This window comes from Allohahella marinimesophila, assembly GCF_039538005.1.
In the GTDB taxonomy this organism is placed as follows: domain Bacteria; phylum Pseudomonadota; class Gammaproteobacteria; order Pseudomonadales; family Oleiphilaceae; genus Allohahella; species Allohahella marinimesophila.
Genome location: NZ_BAABBO010000012.1, coordinates 135856 through 149754, shown reverse-complemented (window position 1 = coordinate 149754; position 13899 = coordinate 135856). Strand labels below are relative to the sequence as shown.

Annotated in this window: 11 protein-coding genes; 8 read left to right on the top strand and 3 right to left on the bottom strand. The window is 53.6% G+C overall.

Annotated features, from left to right (window positions below; translation table 11 throughout):
- The first annotated feature begins 132 nt into the window (after nt 1-132).
- The 5 genes from ABD735_RS14550 to ABD735_RS14530 all read left to right on the top strand — a co-directional run bounded on the left by ABD735_RS14550 (nt 133) and on the right by ABD735_RS14530 (nt 3676).
- Complete coding sequence (locus ABD735_RS14550; protein WP_344807680.1) at nt 133-441, top strand: hypothetical protein; 309 nt, start codon at nt 133-135, stop codon at nt 439-441.
- Nucleotides 442-522: 81 nt separating this feature from the next.
- Complete coding sequence (locus tag ABD735_RS14545; protein ID WP_344807678.1) at nt 523-1044, top strand: hypothetical protein; 522 nt, start codon at nt 523-525, stop codon at nt 1042-1044.
- A gap of 65 nt (nt 1045-1109) precedes the next feature.
- Entirely contained in the window at nt 1110-1976 is an 867-nt protein-coding gene (locus tag ABD735_RS14540) for an ElaB/YgaM/YqjD family protein (RefSeq protein WP_344807676.1), read from the top strand.
- A 117-nt stretch (nt 1977-2093) separates the two neighbouring features.
- Nucleotides 2094-3410, top strand: coding sequence for a sigma-54-dependent transcriptional regulator (locus tag ABD735_RS14535; RefSeq protein WP_344807674.1), 1317 nt, complete (start codon nt 2094-2096; stop codon nt 3408-3410).
- Entirely contained in the window at nt 3407-3676 is a 270-nt protein-coding gene (locus tag ABD735_RS14530) for a hypothetical protein (RefSeq protein ID WP_344807672.1), read from the top strand. The genes ABD735_RS14535 and ABD735_RS14530 overlap by 4 nt, the downstream gene beginning before the upstream one ends.
- A gap of 385 nt (nt 3677-4061) precedes the next feature.
- Here ABD735_RS14530 and ABD735_RS14525 read toward each other — a convergent pair whose 3' ends face one another.
- Entirely contained in the window at nt 4062-4871 is an 810-nt protein-coding gene (locus ABD735_RS14525) for a Crp/Fnr family transcriptional regulator (RefSeq protein ID WP_344807670.1), read from the bottom strand.
- A 106-nt stretch (nt 4872-4977) separates the two neighbouring features.
- Nucleotides 4978-5148, bottom strand: a complete 171-nt coding sequence (locus ABD735_RS14520) for a DUF1328 domain-containing protein (protein ID WP_344807668.1) — start codon at nt 5146-5148, stop codon at nt 4978-4980.
- Nucleotides 5149-5411: 263 nt separating this feature from the next.
- On the opposite strand from ABD735_RS14520, the gene ABD735_RS14515 reads away from it, so the two are divergent.
- Nucleotides 5412-10787: a chemotaxis protein CheB gene (locus ABD735_RS14515; protein WP_344807666.1), complete on the top strand. Its 5376-nt coding sequence runs from the start codon at nt 5412-5414 to the stop codon at nt 10785-10787.
- Between the two features lie 34 nt (nt 10788-10821).
- On the opposite strand, the gene ABD735_RS14510 is transcribed toward ABD735_RS14515, so the two are convergent.
- The gene (locus ABD735_RS14510) at nt 10822-11019 is read right to left on the bottom strand and encodes a CsbD family protein (protein ID WP_344807664.1); all 198 of its coding nucleotides are present in this window, start codon (nt 11017-11019) and stop codon (nt 10822-10824) included.
- 487 nt (nt 11020-11506) lie between these two features.
- Here ABD735_RS14510 and ABD735_RS14505 point away from each other — a divergent pair, with 487 nt between their 5' ends.
- Both ABD735_RS14505 and ABD735_RS14500 read left to right on the top strand, forming a co-directional pair.
- A complete protein-coding gene (locus tag ABD735_RS14505; RefSeq protein ID WP_344807662.1) occupies nt 11507-12868 on the top strand; it encodes a GGDEF domain-containing response regulator in 1362 nt (453 codons plus the stop codon).
- Nucleotides 12869-12920: 52 nt separating this feature from the next.
- The gene (locus tag ABD735_RS14500; protein ID WP_344807660.1) at nt 12921-13886 is read left to right on the top strand and encodes a DNA topoisomerase IB; all 966 of its coding nucleotides are present in this window, start codon (nt 12921-12923) and stop codon (nt 13884-13886) included.
- Nucleotides 13887-13899 lie beyond the last annotated feature (13 nt).

The following is a 13899-nucleotide window of genomic DNA, read 5'->3' as shown; positions in this document are numbered from 1 at the left end:
TTCATAAGCAGTTAATCGATGTTGGCTCATAGCTGGCAAAGCTAGCTCTCAATGAACACGGTGAGGCAGCGGTTGAGCAGGAGCACAACCTGTTATCGCCTCACCATGAAATGAACCAACAGGCTCTTCACAATGATTTCGCACAGCTTCAAAAGGTTTTCCGGCGCACCGGTGCTCAAACATTCGTTTCTCACCCTCGGCGCAGCGCTCATGATCCTTGGCGTAAGCCATAGCCAGGGTTTCGATCAGATCAGCGTGAAAGCCGCGAGTGAGCTGCAGGCGCAGATGTTCGGTGAACAGGCCGAAGCTTCACAACGTGAACAGTATGTCGAGTTGATTGGTTCAATTGATAACGCTCTTTCTGGACTTGGTAACAAGGCGAGACTCCTGGCGGACGACACGCTTCTTTACCTGGAATCCGGGAAGGCGTCGGATTCATGATCCTGGCGGACTAGCCGTCCAGCGAAAGTCGCAATTGCTCAACTATTGCTGAGCTCAATATTAGAAGACTGGAGATTTGCCATGACAACAACGACTCAAAACACCGATAACAAATCACGTTCGAATAGTGCTGACTCGCCGAACGCTGGTTCAGGCGCCGGTCAGGCGAACGGCGCGAATGCGGCTGACCATCAGCATTCGGCCAGACAGTCTGCTGGCGGTGCCGACATCAAACAGGAAGGCAATCGAATCCTGGAAGAGGGCAAGCATGCCATCGCTGATATGGCGGCCCAGAAGAAAAATGAAGCTGCAGGACGCGTCCAGGGGTTCTCATCGGCCCTCGATCGTGCCGCTGATGAGTTGGCAGAGGAAAATGAGGTCGTTGCGGGTTACATGAGCGATGCCGCGCGTCAACTCTCAGGCGTAGGCGATCGGATCAAGAACGCCGAGCCAGGCGACGTCATTCGCCAGCTGGAAGATGCTACAAGGCGATATCCAGGTGTGGTTATCGGTTGCGCTGCGGCTGCGGCATTTCTTTTCGCCCGCTTCGCGCAGAGCTCCAGCCAACACGGTAGCGGCACTGCACAGCGCCCAAGACACTAAAAGACAATGAAAGGGCTACGATATCAGGTAGTCCTCCAGTTCAATTGACTGAAAGGAGTTTATTAATGACTATTCAGGACAAGCATTTACAGTCAAAGTCGGCGTCACAAACGCCAAACTCGGAAAAACTTCGGAAAAATGCTCGTGGTATTGATGAGAAGACCGTTTCGGCGGATCGTGAGCAGCTGTCAAATCTCGATGTAAATAGCGCTACGCCCGGAACCCAGCCCCGCTGGGAAACAGGGTCGACCGGTTCTCCGTTGGCAACTCCCTCGGCCGCGACTGCGGGACATCATGGTGGTGACAAGGGCGAGCGACACGATGGACGCGCCGCGGACATTAACGGTTGGACAGGTGAAGATCCCTCGCAACGCACTGATCGCTTGCCTGACCGTGGCGATCAGAACGTTCAGCTCGATACGAGCGGGTCGAGCAACACTCAGTCCGGCTCCAATACCGATTCCAGTCTTCGATCAAAGGCAAGTGATGTCGCTGATGATCTCAAGGAGAAAGCTGGAGATCTCAAGAACAAGGCAGGTGATCTGATGAGTAATTCAAATTCCGGTTCAAACGATATGAAGAGTAAGGCTGAGGACTTCAAGAACAAGGCCGGCCACGTAGCCCAGGATGCCAGGGACTCAGCGAACAGGGCTGGTCAGGCCGTGCACGAGCAGTATCGGACTGGCGCCAGGAAGGCAAAACAGCAGGCGAGTCAGGTTCGTTCACGAATTTCTGACACCATCGACCAGAACCCGCTGGCATTGGTCGCCATTGGTATCGGCATCGGTGCTGCGCTGGGACTGCTTCTGCCGTCCACCCGTCGCGAAGACAGGATCATGGGCGCTCAGCGCGACCGTCTGAAAGGTCAGTTGATGGATGCCAGTGCGCAACAATTGCGACAGGCCCGTCAGCAGCTTGAAGAGACCCACTGATCTCCGTGGATCGAGCAGTATAGGGGCGCTCCAGAGGAGTGTCCTTTATCTGTTTAATGGAGCTTTAGCGTAAAGACGGGTACACTCTGTGCCAGTCTAATACGTGGAAGCTTCGTTTTGTTGAATATATTGCTTGTTGATGATGATCATGCCTTTTCCGAGGCCTTCAGTGAGATGATTGAGATGCTGGGTCACCACGCAACGCTCGCTCATAGTGTTGCCGAAGCAAAGCAAGCCTTGGCTGTCGAACAATTCGACCTGGGATTGCTGGACCTTATGCTCCCTGACGGCAGTGGTCTCGAACTATTGGACGAGATGTCCAAGGGTCAACGTGCCACTCATCTGGCTATTATTACTGGTCATCCAGTGGTCAAGGCACAGGTTCGCACGCTATGCGGACCGCATATATCCTATCTGACAAAACCCATTTCTCTGGATCAGATCAAGAGCCTGCTCGCCAAGGCCGGTGACAAGGGTCAGGTCGACGACGGTCTTCACTTCGACTGCCTCGTTGGCGAATCAGAGGTCATGAAGAAGCTCTACAAGACCATAGCTCGTGTCGCTGATAGTGGTGCGAACGTGATGCTGCTAGGCGAAAGCGGGGTCGGCAAGGAGTTGGTGGCCCGCGCGATTCACAACTGCGCTACGCCCACAGGCGCTTTTGTCGCAGCAAACTGCGGCGCTTTCTCGAGAGAGTTGATTGGCAGCGAATTGTTCGGCCATGAAAAAGGGTCTTTCACCGGTGCCATTGCGCGCAAGGGTGGCCTTTTCGAACGCGCAGACCAAGGTACGCTGTTTCTCGACGAAGTGACGGAAATGCCTCTGGATTTGCAGCCAACCCTCTTGCGAACGCTTGAGACCGGGATGGTTCTGCGTGTTGGTGGTACGAAAGAGCTGCCGGTACAATGCCGGGTGATTTCTGCGACCAATCGTTCTCCACAGGAAATTGCTGAAAAGAACTGTCTGCGAGAAGATATCTATTACCGTCTCGCCGTGTTCCCGATTACGATCCCGCCTCTCCGTGATCGCAGAGGTGATATCCCCTTGTTGGCCCGGCACTTCCTGAAAGAATTGAATGAGCGGGGCGGCACGACGCTTGAATTACCAGAACGCGATATGGCTAAGCTTCAGGGCTATGACTGGCCCGGTAACGTTCGGGAGCTTCGTCATACTATTCACCGGGCCTATATCATGTCCGATCCGGAATCCAATGAGATCGAGTTTCCGGATCAGCTGGCTTCACCCTTTTCCAGCGAGGAAATTGCACCGACAGGGCTCCGGGTTGGTACTACGATCGAGGATACTGAGCGGCAGCTCATTCTGATGACGGTGGAAGAATTGGGTGGCGACAAGCGCAAGGCTGCAGAGATGTTGGGCGTGAGTCTGAAGACCCTGTATAACCGACTGAATCAATACGAGAGAGTAAAGGAATGAGCCGTGACGATTCGCTCGACAAATCCCTGGTAGACCAGTGCCGCAGCGATGCCAATCAGTTGCATGAACTGCGGAATATTGTCAACGCGATATCGATGAATACTGAAGTGGCAAAGCTCAAGATCGAGAATTCCCAGTCAGATCAGGAAGTTTTCGAGAATCTCAACAGAATTCTGAACGAGTGCAAGAAATTCAGCTCTATAGTCTCACTGCTCAGGCAGCAGGTCGATGTGCCTGAGAAGACGGATCATCAGAATCGCGGATAACTTTTGCTTCGCTGCCGAGGCATTTAGAGTTCTGTAAACGCTCTGAAGAGGATTGCCCGGCAGATCTCGCACTCATCATCAAGCTTCTGCAGACTGGCCAGGATGTCTGCTGGCGCTTTGCTCGACTCTAGTTGTTCCACTGCGGCAGTTGTCGCCATTCGAATTCGCTGAATTGGACCTCCCATGTCCGTCGCGACAGCATATGAGCTCTGTTCAGTCGTCGAACGGCGATTCACCACTTCCAGAGCCGAATATAAGTCATTCCTATTATTCTTTTTCTTGATGGCACCCATAACCGCTCCGTAAAGCTGTCGAGTAGAGGTCGAGAAAACGTGATGACTTTCCTGATATTACGCCGAGATTTTAAAGAAAGTTATAAAGTGGTTTAATGACTTTGTTTTCTGTCGATATTGTCTTCCGCTGCCACACCTTCCCTAGGTAGCCATGAAATATCAAGATTGTAATAACGATCCTTGAATTCGCTCATTGCCAGCAGTGCAGCTTTGTCGTGGATGACAACGCGACGCGAGCGAAAGGAGAGGAGCCCTTGCTCACGAAAGTTGCTAAGAATTCGATTGACGTAGACCGGTGTGAGGCCCACGGCATCTGCCATGATTTCCTGAGAGATCGGCGCATCGAATTCAAGCGTCTCGTGATCTGAAAAAAGATTGAGGCGGGCGTGAATCTGCAGGATCAGAAGCGCCAGCCGATTTTCAGCTGACATTCGGCCAATCGCCCGAAGTCGATCAATCAAAACGGTATTATCAAGCATGCCAAAAGCATAAATCAGTGAAGTGAGCCTGGCCGATTGTGAAAATAGCTCACTGAATCCCGCCTTCGGAAATGGGCATAGCACACTGTCCGTGACTGCCATCAGACTATACGGGGATTCACCCAGCCCCAGCGTCATGGCATTCACAAGATCGCCGGGGAAATGAAAGTTTAGGACAATGCGGCCCCCGTCACTGTGCTCGCAATAGGAGATAGCCAGCCCTTCCTTGATCACGTAGAGGTTCTCCACCTGCCTGTCCTGGGAGAAGATCACCTCACGTTTTTTATACGCGCACTCCTCCTTTTCAAGGTGCTTGAGCGTGTCAACTTCCTCAGGGGTCAGGGCTATGAAATGTGAAAACTTTTCTACGATGCAGCTCATGGTATCCGTAATAAAAATGATTGGTACAAGCTGCCGCGGCACTGGCGGTCGGCAAACTGCCGCTATTCATACCATTCTTTTCGGGAAAGGTCACGACTGGACATAAAAAAGGCCTCACGAGGAGGCCTTTGGATGCTACTTTAACCAGTTATAAGCGCCGGCCTTTTGCGAAATGCATAATGACGGAAATGACCAGTGCTACCAGGAATACGAAGAACAGGATCTGGGCGATACTGGACGAAGCGCCCGCGACACCACCGAATCCCATGGCACCTGCGATAATTGCTACGATGAAAAATACTAGGGCCCAATACAACATAATTCACTCCTTGCGTTGCTTTTTTTGATATTGAGTTGCTCCTCAATGCTTTGTTCTATGCGATAAGAGTGCCTGATCTGGAAAACACTATTAAAAACAGTTTAGTAACTATTTTTGTCTTGTCGCTTTGCTCGTCGTGCTCGCATTGTTAATTGTCAATCGTTCTCTCTTGAGCTGTTTCCATGTAAGAAGTACATCTGTAGGGGGTGATCCTGCTGTTTATTACGTCGAGCCCGAGAGCCTATAAAAGAAAAGGAATGTAAGTGCCAGTGTCTGAACAGCCGGTGGCCGGCGGTCAAGAAGCTTTCCATATTGTCGCGATTGGTGCGTCTGCTGGGGGGCTTGAGCCACTTGAGAAATTCTTTGCTGCGGTTCCGGATCTGTCCGGAATGGCCTTCGTTGTCATTCAGCATCTGTCTCCGGATTTCAAGAGCCAGATGGAACAGCTGCTATCGCGAAAGACTAAGTTGCACGTGCAGCCTGCTGGCCATGAGATGGAGGTAGCGCCAAACGAGGTGTATCTGCTCCCCCCTGGCAAATCGATGACGATCAGCGCCGGACGGTTGATGCTGCTCGAACGGGATCCGGCTGATCAGCCGGCGTTGCCGGTAGATACATTCTTCAGCTCTCTGGCCAGAGAGCTTGGACATAGGTCGGTGGCGGTCGTGCTCTCTGGTACGGGCTCGGATGGCTCCAGGGGTGTTGTCGAGATCGCGCGTGCCGGCGGGCTGGTTATTACACAGTCCGAGGAGAGCGCTGCTTTTGATGGTATGCCGCTCAGCGCTGTAGCCACCGGCGTCAGCTCACTGTCGCTGGCGCCGGAGCACATGCCGGATGCGCTGGTACGCTTTGTTCGCAGTGGGCTCTCTCCAGACCGCTTCGTTGCATCAACGAGCGAAATATCACTTGATGAGTTTCGTCCGGTCTTTACCTTGCTCCAAGATGCCTTCGGTATCGACTTCGGCCTATACAAGACTGGCACAGTCGGTCGTCGAATCGAGCGTCGCATGTTGTTGACCGGTCGGCGCGGCAGTAAGGCCTACCTGGATTTTATCAACGAGCACCCTGAGGAAATCGAACTCCTATACAAGGATCTTCTGGTCGGGGTCACGCGATTCTTCCGTGATAGCGTCGCCTTCCAGGTACTGGAAAAGCAGATCATACCCAGGCTGGTGTCGCAGTTTCTTGCGCACAATACAGACGCATCTGTGGAGCTCAGACTATGGTGCGCTGGCTGTGCGACTGGTGAAGAGCCGTATTCAATGGCGATGTTGCTGTTCGAACAGTTCAAGCGGATGCATGAAGCGCCACGGTTCAAGGTTTTCGCCTCTGACGTGCACCAGTCGTCTGTGCGCTTTGCCTCTGCCGGCCTTTACGGCCTGGACAGCGTCCGCGAGTTGAGCGAATCGAGACAACAGTCCTTCTTCGTTCAGGACGGTGAACATTTTCGTGTCATTCCTGAGCTTCGCAAGCTGGTGTCGTTTGCGGCTCATGACGTTATCCGTGATGCGCCATTTACCAGCCTCGACTTTGTCAGCTGTCGAAATCTGCTCATTTATTTCCAGCCTGAAGTCCAGCGTAAGGTCATCTCGCTGTTTCATTTTGGTTTGAAACCCCAGGGCATCCTCATGCTTGGCTCGAGTGAATCCCTGGGCGAATTGGCCGACGAATTCGACGTTATAGACAAGCGGGCCAGGCTATTCCGGAAGCGTCGTGATGTGCGCTTGAGAATACCGGACCGAGGGAGTCTGCGAGCGCGAACCGAAATGTTTCATGCCGGAAGCCAGGTGCCGTCCCAACGGAATCAGCGGGACAGCGAACGGGTTCAGACTGCCTTGTTCGAGAGCCTTTTACAGGATCACATGCCGCCGACGTTCATTATCGATGAGCAGGGCGAGCTGATGCACATCTTTGGTGGTGGTGAGCAATTTCTGATCGTTCATGCCGGCCGGGTATCACGTCGGCTGGTCGACATGCTTGATGGCAATGTGCGCTCGACGGTGGCCACTGCGATCAATAGCGCTCGCGAACTGAAAAAGGAAGTCCGCTACAAAGGCTTCAGGATCGACGATAATCAGAAGAAGTCCCGTCGCTTCGAGCTGGTAGTTCGGCCATGCGGAACGATCTCGGAGCCGCCCACATTGATGGCGGTCTCATTTCGCCCCTCGGCTGTGGCGGCTATCGATTTGCTGGATGACGTCACGGTCGATATCGATGAAATGGCGCGCCAGCACATCGTCCGCCTCGAAGCCGAGCTGCAGGCTTCCCAGGAGGATCTGCAGGCGACCATAGAAGAGCTGGAGACCACAAATGAAGAACTGCAGGCGTCGAATGAAGAACTCGTCTCCTCTAATGAAGAACTGCAGAGCACCAACGAAGAGCTGCAGTCGCTCAACCAGGAACTGTACACGGTAAATTTGGAGTTCCAGAACAAGATTCACCAGCTGACTGAAGCCAACGACGATATGTACAACCTGATGGCGAATACCCGAATCGGGGTGCTGTTCATCGGTGAAGACCTGCGCATCCGTCGATTCACTCCGGAGGCTGCGCGAATATTCGACCTGGTGCCTGATGATGTGGGCCGAAGTCTCGAAGTCATCACCAGGCCGCTTGAGCGGGAGAACCTCGAAGATGATATTCGCGAGGTCATCAGCGGCGTGACAGAGATCGAACTCGGCGTGTATTCGCACAAAAATACGAGTTATCTGCTTCGGCTGCTTCCTTATCGCGAACAGAAGTCTCAGCGCATCACGGGTACAGTCCTGATGCTGGTCGACATCAGTTCACTCAGGCGCGCACAGTTTGAAGCCGACAAGTTCAGACAGCTGAGCGATCGGTCTCCTCACGTGACGCTGCTTCTCGACCTGAATGGTTGCATCAGCTACGCCAATAGCACCTTGCTCAATTTTACTGGCACCGACTTGCCGACTCTGAGCAAGTCCCATGTGCGCGATACCCTGGGCAGCTTTAACGGGAGTCAGCCACTGGCTGCCTTTGAACAGGCGATCGCCGAAGGATCATCCAGCTGTGAGGCCCAGGTCATCAATCGCAGTGGCGGCGGCCCGATTCCGGTAGAAGTGTCGATGTCGCGTATCCGTTTCGATGACGGTGAGCATAGCATCCTTGTGCTCGCAACTGACCTCCGCAGCAGGCTGGCAGCCAACTTCGAACTGTTTTTGCGAGAGCGGGCGCTCGAAGTCTCACAGGCGGGCATTGTCATTACCGATGCCAGATCTGGGCTCATTACCTACGTCAACGCTGGATTTTACGACACGACTGGTTATACCAGGGAGGAAGCGCTCGGGCGAAACTGTCGTTTTCTTCAGGGCGAAGACACCGACCCTGTCTCTATCCACAAAGTTCGCCAGGCGATCGAAGCCCGGCGTTCGGTGCGCGTGACGCTAAAGAATTACCGGAAGGATGGCAGCGCTTTCTGGAATGATCTTTCGATTACGCCCGTCAAGAATGAGCTTGGTGAAATCACCCATTTCATAGGCTGTCAGTTCGATGTTTCTGCCAGCAGGAAGCGCGAGCAGAAGGCCAGTGCCACGGCTCGTCGAATTCGACTGTTGCTGGACAGCACCGCCGAGGGCATCGTCGGGGTGGATGCTGCCGGACGGTGTACCTTTTGCAACCAGAGCGCCGTCAATCTGCTGGGCTACAGTTCAACCGAGCTCCTGGTTGGCAGTAAGGTTCACGCAGCCATTCAGCATACCAGCGCAGAAGGCGAGCCTATGTCCGAGGCCGAGAGTCTGATCATGCAGAGTCTGAGTAGCGGGCAGATGGTCGACTCTGATGCCGAGGTGCTTTGGCGTCGGGATGGTCAGCCCGTGCCAGTGGAACTCTGGTGTCACCCGCAGACTGATGAGAAGGGCAAGGTCGTAGGTGCCGTTATTACCTTCGTGGATATCACTGAACGCAAACAGCATCAGCAACAGCTCGAGGCGATGACCGCCGAAGCTCGAGCCGCTAATCAGGCAAAGTCGGAGTTCCTGGCCAAGATCAGTCACGAACTGCGAACGCCCCTGACTGCCATTGCCGGCTTTGCAGAACTGCTTCGCCTTGAAATTGCGGATCCTCGCGCGCTGGATCAAATCAATGTGATCAGGCGCAACAGCACCTACCTGGAAGAACTGCTCAACGACCTGCTCGATCTGTCAAAGGTCGAGGCGGGCAAGATGGTCATCGAGCCCGAAGATTTCGAACTCATGGACCTCATCATGGATATTCTGGCGGTGGCTTCCCCACGCAGCGATGAGAAGAATCTTGCACTGCGCTTCGAAATCCTTGAGCAGGTGCCCCGGCGGGTAAATACCGATGCCGTTCGCCTCAAGCAGATTCTTGACAACCTTATTGGCAATGCCATCAAGTTCACCGGCGACGGCAGCATTACTGTCACCGTTGGAGTCAGCAGCATTTCGGAAGTGCCTGCCGATATGGCCGATCTGTTTGGCCACCTTGAAGCCTGCTCAGCTCACAATTTTCGAATGCTCGAATTCACTGTCAAGGATACGGGCATCGGTATCCCCGAGGAATTTCATGGGCAGCTCTTCATGCCATTCTCCAGGGGCAGCGGTGAAGAAGTCAGGAAAGCGAAGGGCACGGGGCTGGGCCTGAGTATCAGTAAGAACCTGGCCGAACGGATGGCTGGCGATCTGCGTTTTGAAAGTACTCCCGGGCTCGGGAGCCTATTTTGCCTTCGCCTGCCAGTGCTGATTCATCCGGACGGAGCTACGCTGAGCGCCGGCCTGCTCGATGCGGTTGCCGTCACCATGGAGGCAGATGCTCAGCGCCCGCTACTTCCAATCCGAGCGCTTGTGGCCGACGATAATGATGATATTCGCAGCTACCTGGCCAGCGCCATAGAAAGCTGTGGTGGTACGGTAGTGCAGGCGCAGAACGGTGAAGAAGCTGTCGAAGCATTCATGGATTCACTTCATGACGAGTCAGCGATCGATATAGTGCTGATGGACATGCAGATGCCCCGTATGGATGGCAGGACTGCGGTGCATGAGCTCAGGCGAAGGGGCTGCAAGCAGCCGATCATAGCGATTACCGCTGCGGCGATGAAAGGGGACCGTGAAATGATCATTGGGCTTGGATGCGACGATTATCTCGCCAAACCTATCAATATTGGCGCCTTGCTCAGGCGGATAGAATTTTTCATGCAGAATAAAGGCGGCGAGGCGTGGGAGGCTCGTCTTCATCGCGCTCGTCAGAGTGGGTTTCAGTTGCCGCATGAGCGAATGTCCAGTTCGAAACGCAAGATACTCGTGGTGGATGATCATATCGACGTGACCTCTGCGATGCAGGCGCTCCTGACAGCGCACGGCTTCGAGGTTGAGGTCGCCAATACCGGGTTCGATGCCGTCCATCGCTTAAGGCGCTTCAGACCTGACGCGCTGTTGCTGGATATATCGCTGCCAGATATGGATGGTTTCGAAGTGATGAGGGCGCTGGAGGAGGAAGGGCTCAGACACGAAGCGTTGTTCTGCGTAGCCACCACGGGACATACCCAGACCGAGATGAAATCTCGTGCGGTACAATCAGGATTCGATGCTTATGTCGAGAAGCCTATTACCATGAAGGTTCTGCTGAGTCTTCTGGAAAAGCGATTTTCACAAAAAAGCCCCTGACTGAGCAGGGGCTTTTTCTTGGCTGACAGCGCTATTAGATGCTGCTTTCGAAGTCATTTAGCTGCTTCTCGGCTTCATCACGGGAGATACCGTACTTCTCCTGGATCTTTCCGAGTAACTCTTCCTTGTGGCCTTTGGCAATATCGAGATCGTCATCCGTGAGTTTACCCCACTTCTGCTGGACCTTACCTTTGAGCTGCTTCCAGTTACCTTCTACTTGGTCCCAATTCATATCAACTCCTTGTTGCTTCAGTGTATGCCTGTGGTTGGCACTCGCTGAATTATCTAGCGAGAATCGTGCCAGGCGGCCTTCAAATGTCATCAGATGAATATTAAATAGCGCCGAAACCCTTGCAGGCTGCACTTTATAGTGATTTCGAGCAGAAATGACTATTGCCGAGTTCCCCAACGTAAACTAGTTTTTAAGGGTTACAATCGTTGAATCAAATACAAGGCGATTGTAATTTTAATGGAAATGTCCGGTCCTGAAAGATTGTCCGACCTCTTAATTAACAGAGCCTATCGATTCATGGATAAGGTAAAATCAGGTCTATTGTGTGGATAGCTCTCAGCCGGCTCGGGATTTGCATACCTTATTCGTGCGGAACCCATTACTGAAGCAGGGTCAAGATACCGTTTTGATGATATGCCAGATTGACAGTACAGAGCAGTTTCAATTCCGGCGCCTATGGAGCAAGGCACAGGTGGACTCGACACACATGCAGATCAGCGATTTTGCCGATCTCGATGTGGCGTTGACTCATATAGAGGCTGAGAAGCAGGATCTCATTCTTGTCTACCTCCCTGAGTCCTCCGAGCCGGAGAAGGGCCTGGATCCAAGCATCGTGGATAGTGACCATGTCGTGAAGGTGCGGGCGCAGAACTACGAATCTCTCCTCGAGCGCGTGAGGCATCTGGTTCGGCAGTGTCGTCAGACTGAAAATAATGCGCTCACTCCGGTCATCGTGGTGGTAGATCGTCTCGAAGAGACTACGCTTCATGCCCTGCTGGTTGCCGGCGCAACGGACGTGATCAAGTCTGGTGACTCGGCGGCGCTTGATCGTCTGGTGTCGGATTTCCAAATGGCGGCCGTGTTACCGGACAAGCCGCTGCATATGCTCTACGTCGAGGACAGTCCATCTATTTATACGCTTTTCATTGAGTACTTCAATGCCAAGGGCTTTCGCGTCAGTCATTTTACCAGTGCGCGAAACGCCCTGAAGTCCACGCTCAAGGAAGATTACGACGTCGTTGTTGCTGATGTCATGGTGGAAGGTACATTGACGGGGCTCTCTCTGGTCCGGAGTATCAAGGGAAGTGCCCAGGGGCGCTTACTGCCATGCTTTATTGTCTCCGGCCTGCAGGATCAGGCTCAGAAGATGCAGATGCTTGCTGCTGGCGCCGATGACGTATTGATAAAGCCGGTCTCTCTGGAAGAGTTGCACAGCCGCGTGGTCGGTGTGTGGGCTGACTACCAGGAACGGCGTCGAATCGAACAGGAACAGAGTCGCCTCGAGACGATGGCGCTGACAGACCAGCTCACGGGACTGCTCAATAGACATGCCCTGGAGAGTATTGCCCAACGTGTTCACGCCAATGCCCTGCGCCATGACGGTGATTATAGCGTGTTGATGTGCGACATCGATCATTTCAAGCAGGTGAATGACAGGTTTGGACACCAGGCTGGCGATGATATTTTGCAGGCGGTCGCAAAGCTGATGAGTCAACATACCCGTACTGAAGATTACGCCTTTAGAATTGGCGGGGAAGAGCTTGTGCTGTTGTTGCCAAACTGCTCCCTCGTCGACGCCGTACACAAGGCTGACCGTTTTCGCTGGGCCGTGCAGACCAGCAGGCCTCTGGGCATCGATATTACCATGAGCATAGGCGTTGCCTGTCTGAGCCAGCTCCAGGGCCTGCAGATGGACGTTGCTCAAACTGGTGTCGTCCCGCAGGATCACGGCTTTTCCAATATACTGGCAGCAGCGGACGCGGCGCTATACCGAGCAAAGGCGAATGGAAGGAACCAGGTTGAAAGCGCCTACAATACCGACTTGTCCCAGGCACCTGACGTATGTTGATGACAGCACTCCAGGCTTCCTGAGACGCCGCTGTGGGCGTGGCTTCACCTACATGGACGAAGCCGGAATCAGATTGAGCGATCCTGCCCAGCTCGAGCGCATCCGGGCCCTGGTCATTCCACCGAACTGGCAACGGGTGTGGATCTGCAGTTTGCCCAACGGTCATCTTCAGGCAACCGGTTACGATGATCGGAACCGCAAACAGTACCGTTATCACGATGAATGGAGCAAACACCGCCAGGCCAGCAAATTTTCCGGTCTGATCGATTTTGCAAAAGCACTTCCTGCGATAAGAGAGCGGCTCGACGCTGACCTCCGTCGTCGTGACTGGCCACGCGAAAAAGTTCTCGCCCTGGTGGTCCGGCTTCTCGACACCTATCATCTTCGGATCGGAAACCAGGCTTATACCAATACCAATCAGACCTACGGCGCCACTACACTCAGGCGCAAGCATGTACACGCAGAGAACGGACATCTCGCTCTGCAGTACCGGGCAAAGAGTGGAAAATACCGTTCAATCCAGATTGCTGACCGGAAGCTCGAAAAGCTGTTGAAAGCTGTGAGCGAACTGCCTGGTTATGAGCTGTTCCGTTATTACGACCGCGAAGCGAAAAGTTATCGCGCCATCGACAGCCATGATGTGAATCAGTACATTCAGGCTATCAGTGGTCAGCCTTTCACAGCAAAAGGCTTTCGAACATGGGGCGGCACCGTAGAGGCTACCCGTCAGTTTACTTCAGCGGTCAAGCTGGTCCGCGAACATCCGCAGCGAAAGTTTGAAACTCAGCTGGTGAAACTGGTGGCAGCCAAGCTCGGGAATACGATTACCATTTGTCGGGAGTACTATATCCATCCGACAGTGCTCTGCAAGCTTGTTCAGTATCAGGAGGACGAAGCCATGTTCGACAGACTCGAGCTTGCCAGAGCCTCAGGGCGCTCCTGTGACCTGGATGCCTTTGAAACCTTCACACTCGAGCTGCTGAGTGAGCCGGAACCGGCTCGAATCAGATCGTCTTGAAACACTATCGGCA

Coding starts and splice junctions, on each gene's coding strand:
- ABD735_RS14505 (WP_344807662.1), top strand. CDS start 11,507: ATGCAGATCAGCGATTTTGCCGATCTCGATGTGGCGTTGACTCATATA.
- ABD735_RS14550 (WP_344807680.1), top strand. CDS start 133: ATGATTTCGCACAGCTTCAAAAGGTTTTCCGGCGCACCGGTGCTCAAA.
- ABD735_RS14540 (WP_344807676.1), top strand. CDS start 1,110: ATGACTATTCAGGACAAGCATTTACAGTCAAAGTCGGCGTCACAAACG.
- ABD735_RS14545 (WP_344807678.1), top strand. CDS start 523: ATGACAACAACGACTCAAAACACCGATAACAAATCACGTTCGAATAGT.
- ABD735_RS14500 (WP_344807660.1), top strand. CDS start 12,921: ATGGACGAAGCCGGAATCAGATTGAGCGATCCTGCCCAGCTCGAGCGC.
- ABD735_RS14520 (WP_344807668.1), bottom strand. CDS start 5,148: ATGTTGTATTGGGCCCTAGTATTTTTCATCGTAGCAATTATCGCAGGT.
- ABD735_RS14510 (WP_344807664.1), bottom strand. CDS start 11,019: ATGAATTGGGACCAAGTAGAAGGTAACTGGAAGCAGCTCAAAGGTAAG.
- ABD735_RS14530 (WP_344807672.1), top strand. CDS start 3,407: ATGAGCCGTGACGATTCGCTCGACAAATCCCTGGTAGACCAGTGCCGC.